Here is a 24,962-nt window from a genome sequence, read left to right as displayed (position 1 = left end):
GTGAATCATTTCGCGGCTCAGCTGCAGGTTTCGGTGTCGGTGAGTTCTTCGGTGGGCTCGGCGAGTTCGGCCAGGAGTTCCTTGATCCGGGCGATGATGGCGGTGTGCCGCTCGACCTCGCGCGGCCATCCGCGTTCTGTGGCGTCCTGGACGAGTTGCCGCTCTCGGCCGAGTCGGGCCCGCAGTCGTGGTGCGTACTCGCTGGTCGTGAAGAACTTCGAGCAGCGCAGGTAGAGGTCGCACTCGCATGGCCCCTCGGCCGGGGTGCGCAGGCAGTGGCCGAGTTCGAGCTCGGTCTTGAAGAAGTTGGTCCTCAGCCAGTGGACGGTTTGCTCGTCAAGCTGGTTGGCCAGCAGTGCCTCGGCGGCCGGGCCTGCGAGGCGGCCTCCGGCGGCGATGACCTTTTCGTACTGTTCCTTGAGTACGGGGTCGCTGATGTGGGAGTAGGTGGCCGACATCTGCGCGTTGCGGTGTCCGAGGATCGCCATGATGGTCTGGATCTGGGCTCCGCCCTCGGCGAGCTGGGTGCCGACCGTGTGACGAAATCGGTGTGCGGTCACCGTGGGGTTGCCGTAGTGGATGCCCAAGGGCATCGACCAGGAACTATGGGAGCGGATCAGGGGCGCCACGATCGAGGGCTACCTCGGCACCCAGTCCAAGGTCCTGAAGGACTTCACCCGCGCGTGCGTCTACACCCGCGACTACCGCGACCTCGACGACCTGCGGCGCATCCTCACCGTGCTGCGCGAACTCGGCGTCCACGGCTGGATTGACTACAAACGGGACTGTGACACCGCCCGGGGCCTGTACGGACGCGGGGCCCTGTACTGGCAATCGCCGCCAGGGACCGCCGCCATCGACACCCCGCCGTGGTCCGTCGGCCGGGAGATGGACCGCGGGACCGCCGCCGAGCCGGCCGCCCCGGCCGCGGCCGCCGGTACGGACAATCCGCGCCGTACGGGCCGGTGCCCGAAGTGCGGGGCCGGCGAGGGTTGCCAGGACGGGCCCCTGGGCGGTGCCCACCCCGAGCGGCTGAAGGCCAACCACTTCTCCCAGTGCGCGAAGACGGGTGCCCCGTGGACGAGTGGAGCGGCTGTCGTGGTCACTGCACAGATGTGGCGGGCAGGGGGGTGTTGCGGCTCCGTACGATGCGGCAGTGGCGCTCACCGGTGTCCCGCAGGGTCCAGTCGTAGCGCAGACGGGCGGCCACCGGGTCTCCCGCTGGGGTGTTGCCGTGCCAGTCGAAGTCCATGCCGATGCTGTACAGGTTGTCCGTGGCGGAGACGACGTGGAAGTTCTCGACCACGTGTCTGCTCGTGCCCGCGGCCACACGCCGGCCGGAGTCCCGCAGCCACGCGGCCACGTCGTCCCGGCTGTGGATCTTGGTGGCGGCGAGCACCAGGTCGAGGTCGTCCTCGGGGCCCAGGATCTCGTCCCAGACGTAGGCGCCCAGTTCGGGCGCCTCGACCAGATACAGGAAGCGGTGGACGGTGGACAGGGCCCGGTTGGCCGGGTAGGTGTCGGCGAACACGCCGTCCTCGGACGGGTCGGCCACTGCGATCGCCAGTCGGGTGAACAGTGGCTCGAAGTCCACCGAGCCGATCAGCTCGCCCTTGTAGGCGACGCGCGCCCTGCTCACCGCACCGGACGCGTCCAGGCGCTGGTACGTGGCGTCGGCTTCCAGCCTCAGCCGGTAGTCGTCCAGCTCCGTGACCGTAATGCGGTCGACGTGGTGGGCATGGCGCTCGGTGGGGCTGTACGCGGCGATGCCGTCGCGGTAGTCGTCACGCGTGGTGATCACGCGCCCGTCGGCCGCGACGATCTCGAACCGGTCGGCGAAGATCTGCAGCTGCCGCTCGACCAGATCGGTGGCCCAGGGCCGCGCGTGCAGTTGTTCGTAGAGCTGGAACCATCGGTAGAACTGCGCCTTCGCCGCATGGCCGCGCCGCGAGACGCGGTTCAGGTCCACTTCACTCATCGGGACTCCCTCAGGTGCAGGTTCTGCCGTCACGCGTGACGGCCGTTGACTTTGCGCCGCGCAGACGGCCAGGGCAGAGCGATCTCCTCAGTGGGCGCGCCCCTGGCCGTCCGCCGGGCCGCGGTTTGGTCAGCTGGCCAGGATCACGGAGGCGACTGTCCGCCATCCCGCGTCGGTTCGGGCGGCCAGGTAGAGCACACGCAGGCGCTGGAATTCCCGCCCCTGGCTGTCCTGGCGTGCCCAGGTCACCTCGATTTGCGCGGCCCGCTCGTTGAGGGCGCGTACCACCGGGTCGAGGGCCTTGCTGCCCCCGTAGTCGGCGTCGCGCAGTGCGCGCAGCTCGTGTGCGAGTCCCTGGGAGAGTGCCTCGGCGGAGGTGAGAGCGGTGTGGGCCGTGCCCGTGGTCATGCTGATCGGCACCGAGAAGTAGTCAAGGAGCGGCGCGGGATCGGTGCTCCCGTTTGCCGCGAGTCCGATGAACGTCTCGACGTAGCTGTCGAACCATGCCTGTGCTTCGTTCGCGACGGCGGCCAGATCGGTCTGCGTCATGATTTCGTGACCTTTCTTGCAGAGATGTCAGGTGTTGGCTTCGTGGAGGGGAGTGCGCTATGCCGTCGTGTCACCGGTTCGCGAACGCGTTGGTGCCGGTCAGCTGGGCGGACAGGGTCCACAGGCGTGCGGCCTGTTCGGGGTCGACCGCGTAGGGCCTGACTCCGGGTGCGTCGTTCTGGGAGAGCGGGGCGATGTCGCAGTCGTCGAGGTAGACGCCGCCCTGGTGGTCCAGCTGCGGGGAGGCGGCCGCCCAGACCTGGGTGGCGGCACCCTGTTCCGGGGTCTTGAAACTGGGGGCGGTGTTGCCCTGGTCGTCGATCCAGCCGAAGGCGATCATCTCCTCACGGGTCATGTGCCGCTGGAGCGGGGTCATGACGGCGCCGGGGGCGACGGCGAAGGCCCGCACCTGGTGGTCGCGGCCGAGCGCGTCGAGGTGGACGGCGAACAGCGCGATCGCGGTTTTGGACTGTCCGTAGGCGACGGCCTTGTCATAGTCGTTTGCGAACATGACGTCGTCCCAGCGGATCGGCGAGTAGCGGTGTCCGGCAGAGCTGAGCGCGACCACGCGTGCGCCGCCGTCGGCTGCCAGGGCGGGCCACAGCCCGTTCGTGAGTGTGTAGTGGCCCAGGTGGTTGGTGGCGAACTGCGCCTCCCAGCCGGGTCCGAGGCGGGTCTCGGGCAGGGCCATCACGCCGGCGTTGTTGATGAGGATGTCGATGCTGCGGCCGGTTGCCAGGAACTCGTCCGCGAAGGTGTGCACGCTGGCCTGGTCGCCGAGGTCGAGATGGCGCACCTCGACCCCGTCCACTGCGCTGAGGGCTTCCGCGGCCGCTTCCGGGCGGCGGACGGCTGCGACGACGCTCGCGCCGGCGGCGCGCAGGGCGCGTGTGGTCTCCAGCCCCAGTCCGGAACTACCGCCGGTCACGACTGCGAGCTTTCCGGTGAGGTCGAGGCCGGCCAGGACGTCGGCCGTGGTGCTGCGGGCCCCGAAGCCGGAGCCGATGGGCTGCTGAGCTGTCATGATCGCTATTCCTTGCGCGTGGGGCGTCACGGTCGACGCCATAACTGGGGAGTTCCCCGGTTAGCTATTACGGTAAGCGGAGAACTCCCCGGTTGTCCAGCTAGACTGGTCACGACGAAGGGAACAGCCTTGACCACCAAGCCGAGCGTGTTGCGCGCCGACGCCCGCCGCAATCGGGAACGCATCCTCGAAGCGGCCGTGCGCGCCTTCTCCGAGAAAGGCCCGGACGTCGCGATCGACACCATCGCCAAAGCCGCGGGCGTCGGCTCGGCCACGCTCTACCGCCACTTCCCCACCCGCGAGGCACTCATCGAGGCGGCCTACCGCAACGAGCTCGCCCGCGTCTGCGACAGCGCCGCACAACGGCTGGCCGACCACGCGCCGGACGAGGCGCTGCGACTGTGGATGGACGACTTCATCGATTACCTGGCGGCCAAGCAGGGCATGGCGGACGCACTGCGGGCCGCGGTCGCCTCCGGCGCCGACCCCTTCGCCGAAACCCTCGACAAGCTCGCCACCGCGATCGGCACCCTGCTGCGCGCCGGCGCCGACGCCGGTCTCCTGCGCCGGGACATCGACCCCTTTGATGTCGGCTTCAGCCTGGCCGGCATCGGGCTGATCACCAGCGCTCCCGACCAGCGCGAACGGGCCGGCCGCCTCCTCGACCTGCTCCTCGACGGCCTCCGGTACGGTGCGAACGGCCCAGCATCCCGCTGGTGACCCATGTCGGCCGCGGTCCCGGCCCGCTTGGATGTCGGAAAACGATGGCACGTTTGACGACAGGCCGTCGGCGCGTCCAATGAACCCGGACATTCCGGGGCATCGGGGCGGCGCCGATCCAATCGGATCCGATGGTGATTGCTGACAGGGTTTGACGACAGATAGGGTCCGATCCTCCGTACGGAAGGGGCCCCGAGTGGCGAACCTGGTCTACAAGCGGGTCTCGACCGACCAGCAGTCGACCGCCCGGCAGGACCTCGTCCTGGAGGAGGCCGGGATCGAGGACCCGGTCGTCTTCGAGGAGGACCCGGGCACCTCCAGCCGCCTCCACCCCCTCCAGCGGCCGAAGTTCGGCGAGCTGCTGACATACGCGCGGCCGGGCGACACCGTCCACATCTCCGAGATGTTCCGCCTCGTGCGCGGCACCGGGCACATCCTCGACGTGCTCGACGTCCTCCACCAGGGCCGCCTCGCCCTGCGCATCCACGACGGGGCGTTCTCCGCGATGGACCTCACCGCCCGCCACCCGCGCACCGGCGAACTGCTGTCCACGGTGAAGTTCATGGTGCAGACCCTCGCCGCGGCCGGCGAACTCCAGCGCGACCTCCAGTGCGAGCTCACCTACGACGGGCTGCGGGCGGCCGAGGCCAAGGGCAGCAAGGGCGGCCGGCGTCCCGCCGTCCCGGCCGAGGCGACCAGCACCGTCCGCACGGCGTACTTGGAGGGCCGCTCCATCGCCGCCCTCGCCCGCGACCACGGTGTCAGCCGCGGCGCCATCCGTACGGCCGTCGTCGACCTTCTCCCCGATCATGCCGCCATTGAGGAGGACTCCCCGGCGCCGGAGCTGCCGGTCACCCTCGACATGCCGGGCAAGGTCGCCGACTTCCTCCGCACCGCCGAGCTGGACGACACCGAGCGTGCGGCGCTCGACCAGGGGGTCATCGTGCGGCGCGGCCAGGGCTACACCCTGCGCGTCACCGCCGTCCCCGCCGTGCACCACCGACTCCTCGCCCGCTGCCAACTGCTCGACGGCGGCCCGGGCGCTCCGGCGGTCCAGGCCCAGCGCAAGGCCCGCCGCGAGTACGAGAACCGCGTCAGCGCCCTCGCACCGACCGGACCATGATCGTTCTCACCGCTAACCACGGTTCCATTGATCCCCGAGGCCGTATGTGGCCGCGCACCACCCGGGGCCGGCGCTGCTGCACCGGGTGCACCCGGGGCGCGGACTGGTGGAGGCCGACTTCGAGGTGCTGGCGGCGTGGGCCCGGGGGCTGGGGAGGTAGGCCGAGTGGGTGATGGGGGGATTGGCGGGCGGGCGTGTCGGGGGAGCAGTGCTCCATGGACACACCATCAGATCATCGTATTAATGGGGGGCTGAGGGGGAGTCACCGGAGTGGCCGCCGGGCCGGGGCCGGTCTCCTGGCGGCGGCCTGCCTGGCCGCCGTGGTCGCCGGCTGTGCCGCCCCGGGCGGGCGCGGCGGGCCGTCCTCGGGGGCCGGTGTGCGCGCCGCGCCGGCCGGGGCGGACGGGCGGCAGGACGGCCGCCAGGGCAAGGAGCAGGGCCGGCAACCCGGCCAGCAGGCCGAGGCCGGGTCGGCGGCCGACCGCGGCGGGCCCAGGCCGCCGGCCGTGCCGCTGGCGCTGCCGGGGCTGGCCCGTGCCGAGGAGGAGAGCAGCAGCGAGGCGGTGGTCCGCCGGGAGGCGGCTGTCCGTGCCGGGCTGGAGACCGCGCACCGGTGGGGGCTGGAGCAGCTGCCGCCGCGGGCGCCCCGGCGGCCGGCGGTGAAGCCGGAGCTGAAGCCCGTGCAGGGGGTGAAGCTCCAGGAGGGTCTGCCCCCGGTGGTGTACCGGGTCCCGACCGACGAGAAGATCGTCTTCCTGACCGTCGACGACGGGGCCGAGAAGGACCCGGACTTCTCCCGGATGGCGGACGAACTCGGGGTCCCGCTCAGCACCTTCGTCGCCGACTACCTGGCCCGCTCGGACTACGGCTACTTCCGCGGGCTCGCCGCCCAGGGCGACGCGGTCAACAACCACACCATCAACCACCGCAACCTGAAGGTGCTGGACTACGCCACGCAGCGCGATGAGATCTGCCGCCAGCAGGACCAGCTGGAGCAGCAGATCGGCACCCGCCCCCGGCTGTTCCGGCCCCCGTACGGCGAGTACAACGACGACACCCTGCGGGCCGCCGCCTCCTGCGGGATCGAGGCGGTGCCGCTCTGGAACGAAGAGGCCTTCCCGGACCACGTCGAGTACCGGTACGACGACCAGCGGCTGCACCCCGGCGACATCATCCTCACCCACTTCCGGGGCACCGACCTGTGGAAGGGCAGCATGCCGGACCTGCTCCGCAAGGTCGTGAACGAGGTCACCGCGCAGGGCTTCACCCTGGCCCGCCTGGACGACTACCTGTAGCGGCCGGGTTGCCGTCAGCCGACCGTGAGGGCGTCGAGGTAGACCCAGGCGCCCTCGTGGCGGACGAAGCGGCTGTGCTCGGTCAGGACGCCCTCCTCCCGGCCCTCGGTGTAGTGGGCGCGGAAGGCGACCGTTCCCTCCGCGTGGAACCGGCCGCCGTCCGTGGTGGAGAGCACCTCCAGGCGGACCCAGCGCAGAGCCGGGTCGAAGTCGACCGTGGCGGGCCGGGTGTCGGGGTGCCAGCTGCGGAGCAGGTAGGCCTCGTCGTGGGCGGCGAAGGCGCTGAAGCGCGAGCGCATCAGCGCCTCGGCGGTGGGTGCGGCGGCCTGGCCGCGGTGGTAGCGGCCGCAGCAGTCGCCGTAGGCGGCGGGCAGGCCGCACGGGCAGGGCGAGGAGGGCAGTAGCCGGGGGGCGGCGGCGCGGGGCGCGGGGTGGCGTCGGGACATGGCGTCCATTCTGGCCCCTCGCGGGAGTGCCGCGGTCCGGGCCGCGCGGCGGTGCGGGTGGCGGCCGCGGGTCAAGGCGAGGTCGGACTCGAAAGCCTGGCCGACCGGCTGACCGGGCAGATCACCGAGCGGATCGACGGTCCGGTGGTGCTCTACGGCCACTGCCTCGGCGGCGCGCTCGCCACCGCCCTCGGCTCCCGGCTGGAGGCGGCCGGCGTCGACCTGCGCGGCGTCCGGATGAACTCGCACGGGTGATCGCCGAGTTCACCGCGACCGGGTCCGCGGCCGGCACGGCGGACGGTCAGGTCACGGCCAAGCGTCCGGCGGCCCGGGCCGAGCTGGGCACCTTCGCCAAGGTGGCGATCGGGCAGTTCGTCTCGATGATCGGCACCAGCCTCTCCACCTTCGCCCGCGGCGTCTGGGTGTACCAGCAGACCGGCTCCGCCTTCGACTTCGCGATGATCTCGGTGGTCGCGGTGCTGCCGGCCGTCCTGCTGCTGCCGGTCGCGGGTGCGCTCGCCGACCGGGTCGACCGCCGAAAGATCGTGATCGTCACGGACACCGTGGCCGCGGCCGGCATGCTCGCGCTCGGCGGACTGCTCTGGGCCGACCTGCTGGAGGTCTGGCACATCTACCTGGTGGCCTGCGCCGGCGCGGTCTGCTCGGCGTTCCAACGCCCGGCCTACCTGGCCGCGATCACCCAGCTGGTGCCCAAGCGCTACCTCGGCCAGGCCAACGGGTTGGTTCAACTCGGCACCAGCGCAGGCGACATGACGGCCGTCCTGGCCAAGTGGCGCCCGCGAACCGGTCGAGGACGAGCCGGCCTCGCGGGTGCCCGCCGGTACCGGGTCCCGTTAGGCCGCGTCCCCGCCCCTTCCGCACACCGGAAGGGGCGGGGATGTCCCGTCGGGACGGCTACTCCGCGCGCTTGAAGGAGTAGTTGAAGTCGGTCGTGCCGAAGGTGCGCATCAGCTGGATCCAGAACGGCATCAGCATCTCCATGCCCCGCGCGGACGAGATCCCGCCGAGGTCCAGGACCGATCCGGCCGGCCAGCCGAACTCACCCAGCAGCGACACCACTTCGGCCTTCGCACCGGCGTCGTCCCCGGCCACGAACAGGTTGTGCTCGCCCGGCACCCGGCCCGGGTCGACCATCACCGGCGCGGACAGCGTGTTCAGCGCCTTCACGACCCGGGCGTCCGGGAACTCCCGCTGGATCTGCTCGCCCACACTGTCGGTGTTCACCGGGTCCAGCGTGGCTGCGCCCTCGGCGGAGAAGACCAGCGGGTTGGAGATGTCGACCAGCACCTTCCCGGCCAGCCGCTCGGCGCCCGCCGCCCGCAGGGCCTCCAGCGAGACCGTCCCCGCGGTGGCGTTCAGCACCACCTCACCGAACGCGGCCGCGTCGGCGAAGGTGCCGTGGTGCCCGTGCGGGCCCGCCTTCGCGGCCCAGGCGACCGCCTTCTCGTTGTCCTTGGTCCGCGAGCCCAGCGTCACCTCGTGGCCCAGCGCCACCAGCTTGTCCGCGAGTGTCTGACCGACCGTGCCCGTGCCGATGATTCCGAATCGCACCGCTTCTCCGCCCTCTCCCGTCGCCCGCCCGGTGGCGCGCGCCGCGACGACCATAGATCAACCCGCCCCGCCCGGAAGACGGAACGCGGCGAACGGCCTACGGCCGACTGGACCACCTCCGCTGGTGGCCCGGCACCTGACGCCGAACCATGGGCGCCATGAACCGAACCAACAGACGGTCCGCCAGGGCCGCCGCCGTACTTGCGGGCCTCACCCTGCTGGCTCCGGCCGCCACCGCCCGCGCCGACGTCACCACCGTCTCCGTCACCACCGAACGCACCGCCTGGGACCGCGACGAACCCGGGCTCGGCCCCGAGGACGTCGCCAAGTCCGACTTCGGCGTCCGCTTCTCCACCCCGCTCGACGGCCAGGTCTTCGCCCAGCCGCTGGTCATCGGCCCGACCGTGGTCGTCGCCACCGAGACCAACCACGTCTACGGGATCAACGCCGACACCGGGAAGATCACCTGGCAGCGCGAGATGGGCCCGGCCTGGCCGTCCGCCGCCATCGGCTGCTCCGACCCCGGCCCCAACGTCGGCACCACCTCCACCCCGGTGTACGACCCGGCCACCGGCACCGTCTACCTCACCAGCAAGGTCAACGACGGGCCCGACGACAAGCACCCGCACCACTACGTGCACGCCGTCGACGCCCAGAGCGGCGCCGAGCGCAGCGGCTGGCCGGTCACCGTCCAGGGCGACCCGGTCAACGCCCCCGGAAAGCCGTTCAACGCCTACCGTTCGCTCCAGCGCCCGGGGCTGCTCCTCCTCGACGGGCACATCTACTTCGGCTTCGGGTCGCTCTGCGGCATCGGCGACTACATCGGCACCCTGGCCGGCCTCGACACCAGCACCCGCAAACTCACCCTCTGGTCCACGGTGGCCGGTTCCGACACCCAGCGGGCCTCCATCTGGATGGCCGGCAGCGGTCTCGTCTCCGACGGTCCCGGCCGGATCACCCTCAGCACCGCCAACGGCCAGGGCGCCGGCGCCTCACCCGCCCATGGCCCCGGCAACAAGCCGCCCGGCGGCCTCGGCGAATCGGTGATCCGCTTCGCCGTCAACGGCGACGGCACCTTCACCCCGAAGGACTTCTTCAGCCCCACCAACAACGCCACCCTCGACAAGAAGGACACCGACCTCGGCTCCGGCGGCCCGGTCGCCCTCCCCGCCGACGTCTTCGGCACCCCCGCCCACCCCCGGCTGCTCGTCCAGGTCGGCAAGGACGGCCGGATCTTCCTGCTCGACCGCGACGACCTCGGCGGCATGGGCCAGGGCCCCGGCGGCACCGACAAGGCCGTCGGGATCACCGGCCCCCACGGCGGCGTCTGGGGCCACCCCGCCGTCTGGGGCGGCGACGGCGGCTACGTCTACACCGTCGAGAACTACGGCAAGCTCCGCGCCCTCAAGTACTCCGTGACCGCCTCCGGCACCCCGCAGCTGACCAGCGCCGGCACCAGCGCCGAGGACTTCCTCAAGATGTCCGGCTCACCCGTCGTCACCTCCGACGGCACCCGCACCGGCTCCGCCCTGGTCTGGGTGATCTGGTCCGGCACCGGCCAGTACGGCGAGGGCGGCGAACTGCGCGCCTACGACCCCGTCCCGGTGGGCGGCACGCTCAAGCTGCGCCGGTCCTTCCCGCTCGGCACGGTCAGCAAGTTCTCCGTGCCGGCCACCGACAAGGGCCGGATCTACGTCGGTACCAAGGACCACCGCCTGGTCGCCCTCGGCCGCCCCTCTTCGTTCGCCTGACCTCACGTCCCCGGGCGGATGCCGAGGAGCGTGAGCACGGCCACCCCCAGGGCCGCGCCCGGCGCCAGCGCGGCCCACACCCGCGCCCGCCACGCGAAGTACGCCACTGGCCACTGCACCACGAGCAGCGCCAGTGCGGCCGGCAACAGCTGGTCGGCGAAGGCCAGTTGGCTGTAGGTGGCAGGGCAGGAGCCGGGCCCGTCGCACGGGTCGGTGGCCATCTCCGAGAGCCCGCGCAGGCCCTGGACGACCGGCAGGCAGAGCCCCGTCACCAGGGTGGAGATCATCGGCGCGCGCCACCAGTTCTCGTGGCGCCGGGAGGCGGTCTTGGTCATGCACCGATCCTCGCAGCCCGGTCCGGCGAAGGTCAGCGGACGGATACTCAGTTCCGGGTGCGTGAATTACCCAGAGTCCTGGTTGCCGCCTGGGGCAATGACGCCGTCAGTCCGTCGGAACCCCCGGAACGGGATCGGCGGACTCCAGCAGGACGTGGGTCTTGTGCGCCGACTGCTGCTGGGCCGGTGAGAGGCTCCGGGTGGCTTCGATCTGGTCGAGCTGTGCCTGCAGGGCGGCGATGTGCGCGCTCTTGCGCTGGCGCCATGAGGCGAGGCGGCCGCGTGCGGCCACGTCACGGTGCCCGTACAGCGGGGCGCGGTGTGCCAGTTGTCGCAGCAGCGCCTCGGTCTGGTGGATGCGGGCTTCCGCGAGGGCGGTATCCGAACCGGTCTGCCATCGACGGAGCGGGCGCGTGCCGATGGCGTCGCGCGCTCGGCAGTCGACTGACACCGTCGATTCGTGCACGGAGCACCCTTGTTGTCACCCGGTCCGGTCACCTGGGGGCATCCAGCCGGACCGTCACCGTCTTCGGGCGTTGGTACTCCTGGAGGGCGAGGACGGAGAGGTCGGTGCCGTGGCCGGAGGTGCCTCGGCCGCCGTGGGGGAGTTCGGCGCTCTGGGCGAGGTGGCAGTTGAGCCAGGTCTCGCCGGCGTTCAGGCGGGCGGTGAGGTCGATCGCGGCGGTGAGGTCGTTGGTCCAGACGCTGGCGGCGAGGGCCTGCGGGACGCCGTTGGCCAGGGCGAGTGCGTCCTCGACGGTGGCGGCGTGCTGGACGGTGAGCAGCGGACCGAAGACCTCCTCCTGGACGGCCGGGTCGTCGTCGGGCAGGTCGGCGAGGAGGTGCGCGGGGCGCCAGAGGCCGTCGGTGCGGCCGGGGGCGGCGATGGAGCGCTTGGCGGCCGAGGCGGCGACGATGCGGTCGTAGCGGGCGGCCTGGTCGGGGTTGTTGAGCGGGCCGAAGTCGCGGCCGGCCCGGCGTTCGGCGAGGGCGGCGGTGAGCGCGGCGATGACCTGTTCGTGGTTCTCGTCGAGGGTGATGACCCGGGCGGGCGCCGCGCAGCTCTGGCCGGCGTTGTAGGTGCAGGTCTCGGCGAGGGTGGCCCAGGTGTGGTCGGGAGCGTCGGGCAGGACCAGTACCGGGCTGTTGCCGCCGAGTTCGAGGCTGGCGCGGCGGTGCCCGGCGCGGGCGGCGATGTCGGCTCCGGCGGCGGCGCTGCCGGTGAAGGCGATCATGTCGACGCCGCTCGCGACCAGCAGCCGGCCGGTGTCGCGGTCGCCGGGGAGCGCGGTGAGGACGCCGCCGCCGAGGGCCTGGGCCGCGTGGGCGGCGAGCAGGGTGACCGAGTCGGGGGTGGTCTCGGCGGGCTTGACGATCACGGTGTTTCCGGCGGCGAGGGCCGGGGCGCAGCGCCAGGCGGCCATCAGCAACGGGTAGTTCCACGGCACGATCGCGCCGACCACGCCGAGCGGCTCCCAGCGGACCCAGCTCTCGTGGCCGGGCAGGTAGCGCCCGGCGGCGGGCGCGGTGCCGGTGCGGGCGGCGCCCGCGTAGAACCGGAACAGGTCGGCGGCCTGCCGGATCTCGCCGGCCGCCTCCGCCTGCGGCTTGCCGGTGCCGGCCTGCTCCAGCGCGGTGTACTCGGCGTGGTGCCGCTCGACCAGGTCGGCGAGCGCGTCGAGGCGGCGCTCGCGCTCGCGCGGGGTGAGCGCGCGCCAGGGCACGGCGGCGAGCCGGGCGGCGGCGACGGCTTCGGCGACGCGTTCGGCGCGGGCCGGGTCCAGGGTGCCGCGGACGGTTCCGGTCCGGGGGTCGATCAGGTCCATACGGGGAGCCTTCCAGGGGTTCATGGGCTTACAAGTCGTAGGCTCGAAGCCAGAGTTCGAGGGTGAGGACGAGCCAGAGCTTGCCGCCCTGGCGCGGCAGCAGGGTGCCCTCGCGGCGCATCCAGGTGCGGATGGTGTCGGTGCGTACGAGGCCGCGCTCGCGGGCGGTGCGGCCGAGCAGCAGTTCGCCGGAGAGGTCGCGCAGCGGGCCGCGCAGCCACTGCTGGACGGGTACCCGCATACCGCTCTTGGGGCGGTCGGTGACGGTGGCGGGCAGCAGGTCGCGGACGGCCTCCTTGAGCACCCACTTCTCCACCGTGCCGTGCAGTTTGAGCCGCGGCGGGGTGGCGAAGGCGTGGTCGACGACATGCCGGTCGAAGAGCGGGGAGCGGCCCTGGACGCCCTGCGAGGCGGTGAGCCGCTCGACCTTGGTGAGGATGTGGTGCGCGCCCTTGGTCCGCAGGTTGCAGTGGAGCAGCTGGTTGAGCAGCGAGCGCATCGGCCCGGCCTGCAGGTAGGGCGCGACGAACCGGCGCGGCTGCGGCTCGGACTCCAAGGCGCGCAGCGCGGCCGGGGTGAGCAGCCGGGGGAGGTCCTCGTAGCACTTGCGGTACGAGCGCAGGTAGGCCTCGGCGCGGACCTCGGGGGCCGGGTCGTCCCGGTGCATCTCGTGGACCAGCATCGGCAGGTTCTTGGGGCCGCCGAAGACCGGGTCGCCGCCCTCGCCGTTGAGCGAGACGGTGAGGCCGTCGCCGGCGACGGCCTCGGCGAGCATCAGGTTGGGGACGGTGAGCGGGTCGCCGACCGGGCTGTCGAGCAGGGCGACGGTGTCGGCCAGCCGGGCGGCGACCTCGGCACCGGAGACGGTCAGTACCCGGTGGCTGGTCCGGCAGTGGTCGGCGACCAGGCCGGAGTAGCCGAGCTCGTTGGGGAGTTCGTCACCGAAGCTGATCGAGTAGGTGTGCACGGGGCGGTCGTGCAGCCGGGCGGCGAGCGCGGTGACCAGTGAACTGTCGACACCGCCGGAGAGCAGCACCGCGACGGACTCGCCGGCCGGCAGCCGGCGCGCGGTGGCCTGCTCCAGCAGGAGGCGCAGCTGCTGCGCGTACTGTGCGGGCGGCAGGTCGCCGGCCTCGGCGGGGAGCAGTTCGGCGGGCTCCCAGTACTGCTCCTGGTGGACGGTGCCGTCGGCCCGCAGGCGCAGGATCCGCCCGGGCAGCGCCTCGTGGACGCCGCGCAGCAGGGTCTCCTCGCCGGGTAGGTAGGCGAAGGTGAGGAAGGAGCGGACGGCGGCCAGGTTGAGGCCGGTGCCGAGTGCCGGCCAGTGCCGCAGGGTGCGCAGGGAGGTGGACGCGGCCCAGCAGTCGTCGGCGCGGGCGTAGAAGATCGTGCGGGCGCCGGCGTGGTCGCGGATCAGGACGAGGTCGGCGCCGTCCACGACGGCCAGGACGAAGAGCCCGTCGGCCTGCCGGACGCCGTCGGCGCCGAGTGCGTGCCAGAGCCGGAGCAGCAGCTCGCCGTCGGGGCGGTCGGCGGGTGCGGGGTGGCCGGCGGCGGCGAGGGCGGCGAGCAGCTCGGCGCGGTTGTGCAGGGTCACCTCGCCGACGGCGGTCAGCCCGTCGGCGGAGAACGGGCCGTCGACGGAGAGCGGGCCGTCGACGGAGAGCGGGCCGTCGATGGTGAACGGGCCGGTGGCGAAGCCGGGTTCACCGGGGATCAGGGCGCACTGGGCGCCGCGGCCGGCGCCCGGGGCGGTGCCGGTGAGCGTGGCGAGGTGGGTGCGGGCCCGGTCGGTGTCGGTGCCGGTGCAGGCGCAGCAGCGAGCCATGAACGGAGGGGTGCCTTTCGCTGGGGGGTTCCACGGTCCGGGGGTGCGGCGGCCTCAGCCGAAGTCGTCGCCGTCCCAGCCGTCGTCCCCGGAGTCATCCCAGTCGCCGTCGTAGTCCGCGTGGTCCGCACCGTCGTCGCCAGCCGACGAGCCGCCGCCGCCGTCGCCGCCGCCGGAGGAGTTGGCGGCCTGGGCGCGGGCCTGCTGGCGCAGCTGCTCCTCCTCGTCCTCGCCCAGCTCCAGCGGCGGGAACTGGGAGACCGCGACGGCCGTGGCCCCGGCCACCCCGAGAGCGCCGAGCACCACGCCGAGCCGGCCGCGGAAGGCGGTCCGGTTGATGGTGACGAGCTCGCCGCGGGCCCAGACGGTGCGGCCGTAGCCGATGTCACGGCCGTAGCGGACGGTGCCGTCGGAGCGGCCGCGCTTGACCAGGTCCTTGCCGAGGCGTTCGTCGGTGCCGGACTGGCCGGTGCTGTCGTTCCAGTGCACGAGGCCGTCGGCGCCACGCCGGCGCCACTCGTCGCGGCCGTCCTCGTAGCGGCGGTGCACGGTGCCGTCCGCCAGCAGTTCGTCGCGGTAGCCGATCTGGCGTGGCTGCGTCATCGTGGGGAGTCCTCGGGTATCGGGGAGCGGCTCAAGGTGTGGGCCAGGTCAGGAATCCGGCGGCGCGCGCGGTGCGGACCCGCCGGTGCAGCGGGGCCCGGCGGGGCCCGCCGGCGTTGCCGCGGAGTTGGCGGATCACGGTGTGCAGCAGCCGGCCCGGGTTGACGGCGGCGAGTTCGATGGTCCGGCCGGTGCCGAGCCAGGCGCGCTCCTCGGGCCGCAGCCCGGCCGGCAGCGGGCCCCGGTACGGGTGCGGGCCGCGTCCCGAGGTCAGGTGCAGGGTGGCGGCGTGCCGGGGGACGAGGCCCATCGAGCGGACCCGCAGCGGGCCGGCGCCGTCGCCCTCGTCACCGGCACGGAGCAGTTCCGCACGGGTTCGTTCGTAGCAGGCGAGCCCGGCCGGGCTGGCGTCGTGCAGCACCTGCACCACGGCGTCGCCGGCCCGCCGAAGGGCGGCCACCAGCCGGGGGTCGAGGGGCAGTTCGGCGGCGGCGACGACCGGGCAGGCCGCCTCCAGGTGCAGGTCGTTGGCGATCAGCATCGCGGTGATCTCCCGGCTCTGGCAGACCAGCAGCCGCGGCAGCCCGTAGTCGTACAGGTCGCTCTCGGGGGCGGTCCGCGTCCCTGACGCCATCGGTGCCGGAGTCGGGGCCAGGGCGGGCAGCAGCCCCGGCAGCTCACCGCGCCGCGCCGCGAGCGCCTCGCCGAACCGGGCGTACCGGACCGGCGGCGCCAGCGTGTAAGGGATCCGGCGCGGCCCGGCGTGCAGCGGCTGGAGGACGCGGCAGAGCTCGTAGTACAGCTGGCGCTCGGTGTACCGCAGCCCGCCGGGGGCCCCGGCCCGGTCGGCGGCGGCGATGAGCGCGCCGTCCAGCAGCAGGCGCAGCGGCCTGCGGCGCAGGGGCCCGGGCGGCGGCGGAACGGTCATGCGGTGCGCTCCTCGGTGGGCTCGTCGGTGGGCTCGGGCCAGGTCAGGAAGCCGACGGCGAGCGCTCGCCGGCGGGTCTCGGCGGGCTCCTCCGCCTGCGGCTGCACCTTCTGGAGCGGGACGCGGGCCGGCTGCTCCAGGACGCGCTCGGCGGCCCGTTCGGCGACCGCCATCAGCCGCTTCGGCGCCAGCGCGGCCAGCGGACTCCACCAGCCCTCGGCGAACCACTCCCGCTCGGCCGTGGTCAGCCCGGGCACCGACCGCTCCAGCCGCACCTGCACCTCCGGGGCGCGGAACGGGTCGCGCAGGACGACCCACTTGTACTCCGCGGCCAGCACCGCGCGGGCCGGCAGCCCGGCGTCCAGCACCCGGCGGCCGGGCTGCTTGGTGCGCGCGTCGGCCACCAGCAGGCAGCCCTGCGGGGAGGCGTCGTGCAGGACGACGACGGGCAGGCCGTCCGGGACGGCGCTCAGTTTCTCCACGATCAGCGCGCGGCGGCGGTGCGAGTAGCCGTTGGCGTACAGGAAGGCGGTGACGGTGCGGTCCGGGCAGAGCAGCACGAACGCCGGGCGGGCCGGTCGCTTGCGCGGGACGTGCTCGTCGTCGACCAGCGCGCCGGGCAGGGTGCCGTAGACGACCTTCCACCGCGTCACCACGGTGTCGCGGAAGCCGCCGGCGGTCCAGCGCGGGGTCACCGGCTGCGGCGGCGCCGGCACGTGCGAGAGCATCCTTTGGCACACCGCGAAGCCGATCAGCGTGAGCGCGGCGAGTACCAGCAGCGGTATCAGGGTGCCGTGCACCGCCAGGGCGGCGACCAGCGCGACGAGTCCGAGGAAGCCCAGGCACCCCGCGCTGCTCTTGGAGCCCCGGAAGGCCGGCGCCGGGCGGCCCCGCCGCTCGGTGGCCCAGCGCAACTGGTCGACGGTGCACCGCAGTTTGCCGTCCCCGCCGAGCCGCCCGGCCAGCCGGAGGATCCGGACGTCGTGCAGCCCGGGGCCCTCCACCTTCGGATCCAGGGCGAACTGCTTGCCGCAGTACGTGCACTTGTGGCCGGAGCGCTGCCGTTGCAGCAGGTTCTTGTCGCAGTGCGGGCAGATCATCGCGGTGTCTCCAGCGTCGCGGCGAAGCGACGCAGCCGGGCGGCCAGCCGCTCTCTCGGGCTGACCGTACCCGCGCGCTGGTTCCGTTCCACTTCCCTTAGGGCGCAGGCCAGTTGGGTGTCCTCGCGGCGCTCGGCCTCGGCCGCGGTGATCGCGTAGTCCTCGTGGTCGATGCCGAACCCGGTGTTGGCGGCCAGGATGTTGAGCGGCCCGGCGCCCCGGTTGGCGAAGGAGTGCGGCATCAGCTCGGGTATGCGGATCAGCAGCCCGGGCGTCAGCGGCACGTCCACGACCCGGCGGAGCTCGGCGTCGTACAGCCCGCACGAGGCGTGGCCCAGGCTCAGCACCAGGTGCTCGCCGCCGTGCGCGTGCGGGGTGAACGCGCTGTGCGGGGCGACGATGCCGAGCTTGTAGGTGGCGTTGGACGGCCGCTCGGGCGAGGTCTTGGCGTCACCGACCAGGTAGTGCGCGAACTGGCCCTCGTCGATGAACCGCAGCAGCTCCTCGCCGGCCGCGCCGTGCGCACTGCCGGGCCCCAGCTCCCGGGCGCCGTCCCGGTCGGCGATCAGGACGTGGCCGTCCGGCCGCAACTGGTACAGGTCCACCCCGGCGGGCAGTGCTCGGGCCAGCCGCTCCAGCCCGCGCAGCCCGGATCGTACGGACATCGGCCACCCCCATGCTCTGCCCCAATGACGTCATCCCCGGTGACGCCGGCCCCTTCCCGACCGGTTCCCGGTCCGCAGTTGTGGATCTTAGACACGCCGGGTGAACACCAAGGGTACGGCCGGGGCTCAGCGGCCCCGGGCCACCACGAAGCCGGGCAGGGCGAGCAGGAACTCCCGGGCCTCGGCGGCCTCCCCTGACGGCCCGTCCGGCGGGGGAGCGGCCGCCAGCACCTCCGCGATCTCCCGCTCCGCGGCGGCGACCAGCCCGGCGGCGGCCTCCCGGGCGCTCTCCACGCAGTCGTACGCGGCCATCCGGTCGAGCAGCCAGCGGACGTCCTCCGCCGCGCCGTGGCCGCGCTGGGCCCGGGTGCCGTGCAGGTAGCGCTCGGTGCGGGCGCGTTCGGCCGGGGTGCAGCGATCCAGCAGGTGGATCAGTAGCAGGGTGCGCTTTCCCTCCCAGAGGTCCCCGGCGATCTCCTTGCCGTAGTCGGCCAGCGTGCCGACCAGGTTGAGCACGTCGTCCTGGATCTGGTAGGCGGCGCCCAGGTACCAGCCGAACCGGTCCAGCCGGGTGGCGTCGGTGCCGGCGCCCTCGGCGACCAGCAGGCCGCTGCGGCACGGGTAGAGGAAGGTGTACCAGGACGTCTTCTTGAGGCACATCCGGTAGTAGTCGGCGGGCACCAGCGCGCAGGCGTTGTCGCGGATCCAGGCGATCTCCAGCGCCTGGCCCTCCAGTGACTGGCGGCACATCAGCTCGGTCTCCTCGAACAGCCGCCAGGCCAGCTCGCCGCCCAGCTCCCGCCGGTTGGCCATCAGCCGCTGCAGCCCGAGCAGGTTGGTCGCGTTGCCGACGTTCAGCGCGACCTCGACACCGTAGGCGGCGGAGAGCGTGGGCTCGCCGCGGCGCAGCTCGCTGCCGTCCTGGATGTCGTCGTGGATCAGGAACCCGTTGTGGAACAGCTCGACCGTCACCGCCGGATTGAGTGCGCGCTCCGGGCGGCCGCCGAACGCGGCGCAGGTCGCCAGGCAGAGCGCGGCCCGCAGCCCCTTGCACGGCCGGGCCGGGTAGTCGGCGGCCAGCTCGTACAGGTACGGCGGGCTCTGCTCGGGGATGTGGCGCAGCAGCGCCGCCACCGTCCGCGCCCGGTACCGGGCCAGCACCCGCTCGACCAGCTGCTCCCCGCCGGGGAGGGGCGGCGCCTCGGCCGTCACCCCTGGTGGCCTTCGGCCCCGTCGGGGCGCTGGGCCGGGCCCTGCTGCGGGCCGAAGGTGTCCTGCATCGACCGGTTGGCGAAGGCCGGGGCGAAGGTGCTCAGGTTGAGCAGCAGGTCGAGGACGTCGTGTGCGTTGGCGGCGAGCCGCTGGGTGTGCTCGGCCGTCTCGCCGGTGGTGTTGCCGAGCAGCCGGTCGCTGACGGCATCGATCAGCTGGTGGGTGTTCTCCGACACCCGCTGCACCAGCCGGCCGAACTCGTCCGGGTCGACGCGGTGTTCGCCGGTGAGCCGGTCGCCGGCCGTCTTGGCGTCCGTCAACCCGGCGGCCAGCTCGCGCTCCAGCACCGCGGCCGCCTCCATGACCGCCCGCGAGCCCTGCTCGCCGACATCGCTGAACCGACCGGCGTCGGGCATGGCAGACCTCCTGGTTCGAGCCCCGGACGGACCGGGGCGGGCCGGGCTGGCGGCCGGGCAGGGCGCCGCCTTGATCGCCGATCGTACAGGCGTGTGTGCGGAGCGTGCCGATGGCTTTTCCGGGTGTCACCGGTCTGGCGGGGCGCTCGCCGCGCCGTGGGCGCCCCCTACCGGCGCAGTGCGCCTGGCCGCCAGCTCGCACACCCGTCGATGCCGGTCGGCGCCTCGTCTTCGCAGGTCGGAGCCGTGTCGGCGGCTGCGCCCCGGCGAGTCGGCCCGCACTCCGCACCCGGTCACTGGTAGTAGTTGCGTGGTTGCGCCGCGGAGCCCTTGTGGGTCCGGCCGGCCGATCTCGACAGGTGCGCGCCGCTGCCGCAGTGCTGCTCGCCGCGGTGCCCGGGTGCTGGACAAGGAGCGGTCATGGGTGGCAGACAGCGCCCGCCGAGAGCACGGGGCGCTCGGCCGGGCAAGGGCGCCGGGGCGGCGCGCGCCCGCGCGGGCGACAAGGCGGACGGCCGGGCGGACACCGGAAGCGGCCGGGCGGAAGCCAGGATCGGCCGGGTGGATGCCAAGCTGGAGATCGCCCGGCTGGAGGGCTATCTCGCCTGGGAGGCCGAGGTGTCGGCGGCCGAGCGCGACGCCCGGGCCTTCGCCGACCGGTTCCCCTGGCTCTCGCCAGGCGAGCGGGAGAGCCTCGAACAGGCCTACACGGCCGACCGGTTGCGCTACGCCGAGGACGTGGTCGACCGGGCCGTGGAGCGCTGCCGGCAACTGGCGGCCCGCTACCGCAGCGAGTGCCGTCGGATCTGTGCCCGCTGGGCCGCCCTCTGCCTCTCGGTGACGTTCGCGGCCGCGCTCTGCGCGGTGGTCCCCGCCGCCCTGCGCGGCTGAGCGCACCGGGCCCTGCGCGGCTGGGCGCACCGGGCCCTGCGCGGCTGGGCGCACCGGGCCCTGCGCGGCTGGGCGCACCGGGCCCTGCGCGGCTGGGCGCACCGGAGGGACGAGGATAGGCCGGGCCGGTCCGCACACGGCCACAGGGCCCGCCACCGGCACAGGGCCCGCCACGCGCGAGACGGCGTGGCGGGCCCTGTCGTACGGGTGCCGGTGGATCAGTGGTGACCGTGGCCGCTGGTGATCTCCTCGTGCTCCTCGGCGGTGGGCTTGGGGATCTGGCTGCCCTCGCCGAAGAAGCCGCGCGAGAGCTGGGCCCGCAGGCGCGAGAACAGGCCGGCCTTTCGTGCCACCCCGTTCTCGTCCACCGCTGGCGGCAGCACGACGGGTTGCGGCTGCTCGTGTGCCGTGAGCGTGTACATCCGGTCCTGCGGCAGCGGCGCGTGCACCTCGATGAACTCGCCGTGCTGGAGCCGCTGGATGACACCGGTCTCCCGGCCGTGCAGCACCTTCTCCTTGTCACGCCGCTGAAGGCCCAGGCACCACCTCTTGGTGATCACGAAGACCACCACCGGTGCCAGGAAGAAGGCGATCCGGACCGCGTAGGTGATGGCGTTGATCGACAGTTCGAAGTGGGTGGCGAGCAGGTCGTTGCCACCGCCGGCCAGGAGTACCAGGTAGAGGCTGACCCAGGCCGCGCCGACGGCCGTCCGGACCGGTGCGTTGCGCGGGCGGTCCGCCATGTGGTGTTCGCGCCGGTCGCCGGTGAGCCAGGCCTCCACGAACGGGTAGCCCCAGAGCCCCACCAGCACCAGCGGGAAGATCATCAAGGGGATGAATACGCCGAGGTTGAGCGTGTGGCCCCAGATGTCGATCTCCCAACCCGGCATGATCCGGATCAGGCCCTCGGAGAAGCCCATGTACCAGTCCGGCTGGGCGTCCGTCGAGACCTGGTCCGGCCGGTACGGGCCGTATGCCCAGATCGGGTTGACCGTGGCGATCGCCGACATCGCGGAGACGACGCCGAACACCAGGAAGAAGAACCCGCCCGCCTTGGCCATGTAGACCGGCATCAGCGGCATGCCGACGACGTTCTTCTCGGTCCGGCCGGGGCCCGCGAACTGGGTGTGCTTGTGGTAGAAGACCAGGATCAGGTGGGCCACCAGCAACCCCAGCATGATCCCCGGGATCAGCAGAACGTGCACGGTGAACAGCCGGGGCACGATCGCCGTCCCCGGGAACTCGCCGCCGAACAGGAACATCTGGAGGTACGTGCCGACCAGCGGGACGGCCAGCACCGCGCCCTCCATGAACCGGATGCCGGTGCCGGAGAGCAGGTCGTCGGGGAGCGAGTAGCCCATGAAGCCGTCGAACATGCCGAGGAAGAGCAGCAGCGCCCCGAAGATCCAGTTGATCTCGCGGGGCTTGCGGAACGCGCCGGTGAAGAAGACGCGCATCATGTGCACCAGCATGGCGGCGACGAACACGATCGCCGCCCAGTGGTGGATCTGCCGGATCAGCAGACCGCCGCGGACGTCGAAGCTGATGTCGATCGTCGATCTGTACGCCTCGGACATCGGCACGCCCCTGAGAGGGATGTACGAGCCCTCGTAGACCACCTCGCCCATGGAGGGGACGAAGAAGAGGGTCAGCCAGACGCCGGTCAGGATGATGATGATGAAGGTGTACAGGCAGATCTCGCCGAGCATGAAGGACCAGTGGTCCGGGAAGATCTTGCGGATGTTGGCCCGGGACAGGGCGTAGATGCCGAGCCGGCCGTCGGTCCAGTCGGCGAGGGCCTCGGCCTTGTTCGCGGGCGCCGCACGCGTGCTGGTGACCGGTCCCGGGCGCGACTGCTGGTGGGTGCTCACGACCGGCTCCCCGGCGTCCGCTGGGTGCCGACCGGGGAGCCCGCCTGCGGAGCTGCCGGCCGGCGGATTGATGTGATCATGGGACCTCTCGATACGGGGCCGCCGGGTTCGCCGGCGCGCGGATCCGCCGATCCACTGGCCACGTTGCTCAAAGTGATGGAGCGCTTACTCTGTCATGCTGTCGGCAGGGGGCCGCCTGTGCACGTCCATCGGCCCGTACGGCCGCTCGTGTCGGGCCGTCCGGGGGGTGTGCGCGGCGATCGGCCGCCGGTGGGAGCGGGTGTGGTGCGCTCGGGTGCTGTTGGCGGGGCGCTGAACCGTTTCGGCGCGCGCCGTGCGCCGGGAGGGCACGCCCACGGGCCTACGCTGCGCCAATGGTGGATCACCGGGAACTCTTCGAGGACGTGACCGCGACCCTGGCCCGCGCCGGGTTCGACACCGGGCCGGGACCGTCGGGCCTGCGGATCGGCCACCGGCCGCAGGGCGTGGTGGTCGGCTGGACCCACGCCCCCGAGCGGGCGGAGCCGGCCGGACCGGCCGACGCGGCAGGCGTGGCGGGAGCGGCAGGCGGGCACGAGGACGCGGCCGGACCGCCGCCCGCGCAGGGCATCCGGGCGGCGGTGAGCGGGGCCGTCGCCGTGGTGCTGCGCGAATCCGGCTACCAGGTGGCCGCGGCCGGGAGCGACGGGCTGCTGGTCACGGCCGGCCCCGAACCGGCCCCACCGGTGGCCGGCCGGCCGGACGAGGCGGACGCCGTCCCCGAGCAGTGGTGGGGCTGACGGCGCGCCGGGCACAGAGCCGGTTGGGGGCTCAGGGCCGTGGTGCTCAGGGCCGGTCGTGGGCTCAGGGCCGGTCGCGACTCCGGTCGCGCTCGTGCCCGTGGTGGCGGCGCAGCGCGTGGACGGGCACGACCAGCCAGCAGGCGGCGACCCAGAGCATGACGCCCGCGGTGATCCCCGCGGCGGTCGTCCCCGAACCGGTGGCGACCCGCAGCAGGAGCAGCAGGGCCGAGCCGACGGTGAGGGCCAGCAGCACCAGCCCGGCCCCGACGAGCCGGGCCGCGCCGTCCACCAGCTGGGGCTTGAGCCGCCGGCCGGCCAGCACCCGGTGGTACGAGACGGGCGCGGTCAGCGCACCCGTGGCCAGGGCGCCCAGCACCACCGTCACCACGTAGAGCCTGCGGTCGAAGTCGCCGAGTTCGGCGAAGCGGGGCATGAAGACGACGCTCAGCAGGAAGCCGAAGAGGATCTGCGAGCCGGTCTGCGCCACCCGCACCTCCTGGAGCATCTCGCTCCAACGGCGGTCGGCCCGCTCCTCCGGCGACTCGTGCCGGCCCGTCCGCGGCGGGTCGGGGGAGGCGCCGGGGCCGCCGGTCTCCGGGGTGGTCACGGCAATCGCCTCCCGCGCCCCGGTCGGCCCGGCCCGTCCGCCAGTGCCGGTTCGGACGTCGGTGCCGGTTCGGACGCCAGGCCCGGCCCGGCCGCTCTGGCAGCCGCTCGGGCAGCCGGGAGAGGACTCCACCGGCCGGGCGTGTACCCCGGCCGGGCCCGGGCAGGCGCCCGCACCGGGACGGCAGGCGCCTGCGGGTCGGGCTCGGCGACGCCGGCCCGGCGCTCCCACGGCTGCGGCCCGCGCCCGACCGCCGGACGGCCTCGGGTGGGGGCTCCGGCAACGGCGCCGGGTCCGGACCGGGCAGCGGGTCCGGGGACGGCGGGATCGGCGGGGGCGCGGGATCGGGCTCCCGGCCCGGCTTCGGCTGACCGGGGTACGGGTGGGGGAACGGTTCGGTGTCCGGATCAGGGGGCGTCGGTACGGTCATCGCGGCCGCCTCCTTCCACATGGTCCACACGGCGGGCTGCGTCGTGCATCGCTCAGCGTCGTGCATCGCTCAGCGCCCGAGCGCGTGCTCCAGCTCCCGCTTGTTCATCGTCGAACGCCCCTTGATGTTGCGCTGCCTGGCCTCGTTGTACAGCTGGTCGTAGGTGGGGCCCTGGGCGCCCTGGTGCGAGCGCAGGCCGCCCCGCCGGCCGGAGGAGATGTCGTGGGTGGAGGAACGGCTCGCGGTCCGGGACTCGCCGTGGCGGGCCCGTTCCTTGTTCACCGTCCGGGCGGCGATCTCCTCGGCCCGCTTCTCGCTCTCGCCGCGTTCGCGCGCGCTCTCCTTGATGTGCTCGTACTGGCGCTCCCGCTTGGGGCTCGATCCTCGGGGCATGGCGCTCTCCTCCTCGGTTCCGGGCCTTCGGGCTCCCCGGCCACGCGGGCCGGTCCGGCCCTCTCCTCCTGTGCGGCGTCTACCCGGGCGGCGGGCACTGAACCATGCCGGAACGGAGGGCACCGCCCCGGGCGGGTGCGGAAGGAGCCGGACCCCGCAGGCGCCCCCGGACCGCGCCGAACGGGCCTATCGTGGAAGGACCCGGCAGACGCGGGCGGGAGGAGCCGATCCCATGAAGCGTCGCACGCCGAACAACGCCGACCCGGCGGCCGAACCGGGCGGGCTCACCGTCGAGGCGCGCCCGTGGGCCGGCGGAACGGTGCTCACCCTCCGCGGCGAGCTCGATCTCGACACCGCCGAGCCCGTGCGCGCCGCCCTCGACCGCGCGCTGGAGAGCCCCGGCACCGTCGTCGTGATCGACTGCGGCGGCCTGGAGTTCTGCGACTCGACCGGCCTGAACGTGATGCTGCGCGCCCGGGCCCGCGCCGAGGCCGACGGCAGCCGGATCGAACTGGCCCGCCCCCGGCCGCTGGTGCTGCGGATGCTCGAACTCACCGGCGCCACCGACGCCTTCCGGATCCGGGACGACACACCGCCGTAGCGGCCCGGGCCGCGGT

General features: G+C 73.2%; 28 protein-coding genes and 1 pseudogene. 10 read left to right on the top strand and 19 right to left on the bottom strand.

Going from position 1 to position 24,962, the window contains the following annotated elements; all coding sequences use genetic code 11:
- Window positions 1–17: 17 nt before the first annotated feature.
- Window positions 18–593 (bottom strand): tyrosine-type recombinase/integrase, encoded by a 576-nt coding sequence (locus ACZ6NC_RS09015; RefSeq protein WP_465730505.1) that lies wholly within the window; start codon window positions 591–593, stop codon window positions 18–20.
- On the opposite strand from ACZ6NC_RS09015, the pseudogene ACZ6NC_RS09010 reads away from it, so the two are divergent.
- Window positions 580–750, top strand: a pseudogene (locus ACZ6NC_RS09010) (putative phosphothreonine lyase domain-containing protein); the annotation flags it as partial. The gene ACZ6NC_RS09015 and the pseudogene ACZ6NC_RS09010 sit on opposite strands and share 14 nt — an antisense overlap.
- A gap of 352 nt (window positions 751–1,102) precedes the next feature.
- On the opposite strand, the gene ACZ6NC_RS09005 reads toward ACZ6NC_RS09010, so the two are convergent.
- From ACZ6NC_RS09005 to ACZ6NC_RS08995, 3 genes are all read right to left on the bottom strand, one after another.
- Complete coding sequence (locus tag ACZ6NC_RS09005; RefSeq protein ID WP_465730503.1) at window positions 1,103–1,978, bottom strand: hypothetical protein; 876 nt, start codon at window positions 1,976–1,978, stop codon at window positions 1,103–1,105.
- A 129-nt stretch (window positions 1,979–2,107) separates the two neighbouring features.
- Window positions 2,108–2,527 (bottom strand): DUF6841 family protein, encoded by a 420-nt coding sequence (locus ACZ6NC_RS09000; RefSeq protein WP_465730501.1) that lies wholly within the window; start codon window positions 2,525–2,527, stop codon window positions 2,108–2,110.
- Window positions 2,528–2,597: 70 nt separating this feature from the next.
- Window positions 2,598–3,554 (bottom strand): SDR family NAD(P)-dependent oxidoreductase, encoded by a 957-nt coding sequence (locus ACZ6NC_RS08995; RefSeq protein ID WP_465730641.1) that lies wholly within the window; start codon window positions 3,552–3,554, stop codon window positions 2,598–2,600.
- 126 nt (window positions 3,555–3,680) lie between these two features.
- Between ACZ6NC_RS08995 and ACZ6NC_RS08990 the strand changes: the two genes are divergently transcribed.
- The 3 genes from ACZ6NC_RS08990 to ACZ6NC_RS08980 all read left to right on the top strand — a co-directional run bounded on the left by ACZ6NC_RS08990 (window position 3,681) and on the right by ACZ6NC_RS08980 (window position 6,689).
- Window positions 3,681–4,271 carry a TetR/AcrR family transcriptional regulator gene (locus ACZ6NC_RS08990; RefSeq protein ID WP_465730499.1) on the top strand — a complete coding sequence of 197 codons (591 nt, stop codon included), beginning with the start codon at window positions 3,681–3,683 and terminating at the stop codon, window positions 4,269–4,271.
- A gap of 196 nt (window positions 4,272–4,467) precedes the next feature.
- Window positions 4,468–5,394: a recombinase family protein gene (locus ACZ6NC_RS08985; protein ID WP_465730497.1), complete on the top strand. Its 927-nt coding sequence runs from the start codon at window positions 4,468–4,470 to the stop codon at window positions 5,392–5,394.
- A 320-nt stretch (window positions 5,395–5,714) separates the two neighbouring features.
- Window positions 5,715–6,689, top strand: a complete 975-nt coding sequence (locus ACZ6NC_RS08980) for a polysaccharide deacetylase family protein (protein WP_465730495.1) — start codon at window positions 5,715–5,717, stop codon at window positions 6,687–6,689.
- Between the two features lie 14 nt (window positions 6,690–6,703).
- Here the strand turns inward: ACZ6NC_RS08980 and ACZ6NC_RS08975 are convergent, their stop codons facing one another.
- On the bottom strand, window positions 6,704–7,135 hold the full coding sequence (locus tag ACZ6NC_RS08975) for a YchJ family protein (protein ID WP_465730493.1): 432 nt from the start codon (window positions 7,133–7,135) through the stop codon (window positions 6,704–6,706).
- Between the two features lie 57 nt (window positions 7,136–7,192).
- On the opposite strand from ACZ6NC_RS08975, the gene ACZ6NC_RS08970 reads away from it, so the two are divergent.
- Together ACZ6NC_RS08970 and ACZ6NC_RS08965 are read left to right on the top strand one after the other, a co-directional pair.
- The gene (locus tag ACZ6NC_RS08970; RefSeq protein WP_465730491.1) at window positions 7,193–7,390 is read left to right on the top strand and encodes a thioesterase domain-containing protein; all 198 of its coding nucleotides are present in this window, start codon (window positions 7,193–7,195) and stop codon (window positions 7,388–7,390) included.
- Window positions 7,387–8,067, top strand: a complete 681-nt coding sequence (locus ACZ6NC_RS08965; RefSeq protein WP_465730489.1) for an MFS transporter — start codon at window positions 7,387–7,389, stop codon at window positions 8,065–8,067. The genes ACZ6NC_RS08970 and ACZ6NC_RS08965 overlap by 4 nt, the downstream gene beginning before the upstream one ends.
- On the opposite strand, the gene ACZ6NC_RS08960 is transcribed toward ACZ6NC_RS08965, so the two are convergent.
- Window positions 8,051–8,707, bottom strand: a complete 657-nt coding sequence (locus tag ACZ6NC_RS08960; protein WP_465730487.1) for an NADPH-dependent F420 reductase — start codon at window positions 8,705–8,707, stop codon at window positions 8,051–8,053. The two genes, ACZ6NC_RS08965 and ACZ6NC_RS08960, sit on opposite strands and share 17 nt — an antisense overlap.
- A gap of 158 nt (window positions 8,708–8,865) precedes the next feature.
- Between ACZ6NC_RS08960 and ACZ6NC_RS08955 the strand changes: the two genes are divergently transcribed.
- Window positions 8,866–10,458, top strand: coding sequence for an outer membrane protein assembly factor BamB family protein (locus ACZ6NC_RS08955; RefSeq protein WP_465730485.1), 1,593 nt, complete (start codon window positions 8,866–8,868; stop codon window positions 10,456–10,458).
- A gap of 2 nt (window positions 10,459–10,460) precedes the next feature.
- Here the strand turns inward: ACZ6NC_RS08955 and ACZ6NC_RS08950 are convergent, their stop codons facing one another.
- The 10 genes from ACZ6NC_RS08950 to ACZ6NC_RS08905 form a co-directional block, all read right to left on the bottom strand.
- Window positions 10,461–10,793, bottom strand: coding sequence for a hypothetical protein (locus ACZ6NC_RS08950; RefSeq protein WP_465730483.1), 333 nt, complete (start codon window positions 10,791–10,793; stop codon window positions 10,461–10,463).
- Window positions 10,794–10,899: 106 nt separating this feature from the next.
- Window positions 10,900–11,244, bottom strand: coding sequence for a hypothetical protein (locus tag ACZ6NC_RS08945; RefSeq protein ID WP_465730481.1), 345 nt, complete (start codon window positions 11,242–11,244; stop codon window positions 10,900–10,902).
- Window positions 11,245–11,287: 43 nt separating this feature from the next.
- Window positions 11,288–12,619 carry an aldehyde dehydrogenase family protein gene (locus ACZ6NC_RS08940; RefSeq protein WP_465730479.1) on the bottom strand — a complete coding sequence of 444 codons (1,332 nt, stop codon included), beginning with the start codon at window positions 12,617–12,619 and terminating at the stop codon, window positions 11,288–11,290.
- A gap of 28 nt (window positions 12,620–12,647) precedes the next feature.
- A complete protein-coding gene (locus tag ACZ6NC_RS08935) occupies window positions 12,648–14,447 on the bottom strand; it encodes an asparagine synthetase B family protein (RefSeq protein WP_465730477.1) in 1,800 nt (599 codons plus the stop codon).
- A gap of 54 nt (window positions 14,448–14,501) precedes the next feature.
- Window positions 14,502–15,050 carry a hypothetical protein gene (locus ACZ6NC_RS08930; RefSeq protein WP_465730475.1) on the bottom strand — a complete coding sequence of 183 codons (549 nt, stop codon included), beginning with the start codon at window positions 15,048–15,050 and terminating at the stop codon, window positions 14,502–14,504.
- A gap of 31 nt (window positions 15,051–15,081) precedes the next feature.
- A complete protein-coding gene (locus ACZ6NC_RS08925) occupies window positions 15,082–15,978 on the bottom strand; it encodes a hypothetical protein (RefSeq protein ID WP_465730473.1) in 897 nt (298 codons plus the stop codon).
- Window positions 15,975–17,078, bottom strand: coding sequence for a hypothetical protein (locus ACZ6NC_RS08920; protein ID WP_465730471.1), 1,104 nt, complete (start codon window positions 17,076–17,078; stop codon window positions 15,975–15,977). The genes ACZ6NC_RS08925 and ACZ6NC_RS08920 overlap by 4 nt, the downstream gene beginning before the upstream one ends.
- Complete coding sequence (locus ACZ6NC_RS08915; protein WP_465730469.1) at window positions 17,075–17,743, bottom strand: cupin domain-containing protein; 669 nt, start codon at window positions 17,741–17,743, stop codon at window positions 17,075–17,077. Before ACZ6NC_RS08915 ends, ACZ6NC_RS08920 begins: the two co-directional genes overlap by 4 nt.
- A gap of 126 nt (window positions 17,744–17,869) precedes the next feature.
- Window positions 17,870–18,955: a polyprenyl synthetase family protein gene (locus ACZ6NC_RS08910; RefSeq protein WP_465730467.1), complete on the bottom strand. Its 1,086-nt coding sequence runs from the start codon at window positions 18,953–18,955 to the stop codon at window positions 17,870–17,872.
- On the bottom strand, window positions 18,952–19,371 hold the full coding sequence (locus ACZ6NC_RS08905; protein ID WP_465730465.1) for a hypothetical protein: 420 nt from the start codon (window positions 19,369–19,371) through the stop codon (window positions 18,952–18,954). The genes ACZ6NC_RS08910 and ACZ6NC_RS08905 overlap by 4 nt, the downstream gene beginning before the upstream one ends.
- Before the next feature lie 420 nt (window positions 19,372–19,791).
- Between ACZ6NC_RS08905 and ACZ6NC_RS08900 the strand changes: the two genes are divergently transcribed.
- Entirely contained in the window at window positions 19,792–20,262 is a 471-nt protein-coding gene (locus ACZ6NC_RS08900; protein WP_465730463.1) for a hypothetical protein, read from the top strand.
- A gap of 218 nt (window positions 20,263–20,480) precedes the next feature.
- Here ACZ6NC_RS08900 and qcrB read toward each other — a convergent pair whose 3' ends face one another.
- On the bottom strand, window positions 20,481–22,133 hold the full coding sequence (gene qcrB, locus ACZ6NC_RS08895; RefSeq protein ID WP_465730461.1) for a cytochrome bc1 complex cytochrome b subunit: 1,653 nt from the start codon (window positions 22,131–22,133) through the stop codon (window positions 20,481–20,483).
- Between the two features lie 374 nt (window positions 22,134–22,507).
- Between qcrB and ACZ6NC_RS08890 the strand changes: the two genes are divergently transcribed.
- Window positions 22,508–22,912 (top strand): hypothetical protein, encoded by a 405-nt coding sequence (locus ACZ6NC_RS08890; protein WP_465730459.1) that lies wholly within the window; start codon window positions 22,508–22,510, stop codon window positions 22,910–22,912.
- Window positions 22,913–22,976: 64 nt separating this feature from the next.
- Here ACZ6NC_RS08890 and ACZ6NC_RS08885 read toward each other — a convergent pair whose 3' ends face one another.
- A complete protein-coding gene (locus ACZ6NC_RS08885) occupies window positions 22,977–23,522 on the bottom strand; it encodes a DUF6328 family protein (protein ID WP_465730457.1) in 546 nt (181 codons plus the stop codon).
- A 499-nt stretch (window positions 23,523–24,021) separates the two neighbouring features.
- On the bottom strand, window positions 24,022–24,345 hold the full coding sequence (locus ACZ6NC_RS08880) for a plasmid stabilization protein (protein ID WP_465730455.1): 324 nt from the start codon (window positions 24,343–24,345) through the stop codon (window positions 24,022–24,024).
- 232 nt (window positions 24,346–24,577) lie between these two features.
- Between ACZ6NC_RS08880 and ACZ6NC_RS08875 the strand changes: the two genes are divergently transcribed.
- Window positions 24,578–24,946: an STAS domain-containing protein gene (locus ACZ6NC_RS08875; RefSeq protein WP_465730453.1), complete on the top strand. Its 369-nt coding sequence runs from the start codon at window positions 24,578–24,580 to the stop codon at window positions 24,944–24,946.
- Window positions 24,947–24,962: the final 16 nt, after the last annotated feature.

Source organism: Kitasatospora sp. NPDC041988, from assembly GCF_055588525.1.
The sequence above is the reverse complement of the archived record's forward strand: the minus strand, read 5'-3'. Positions and strand labels throughout refer to the sequence as shown.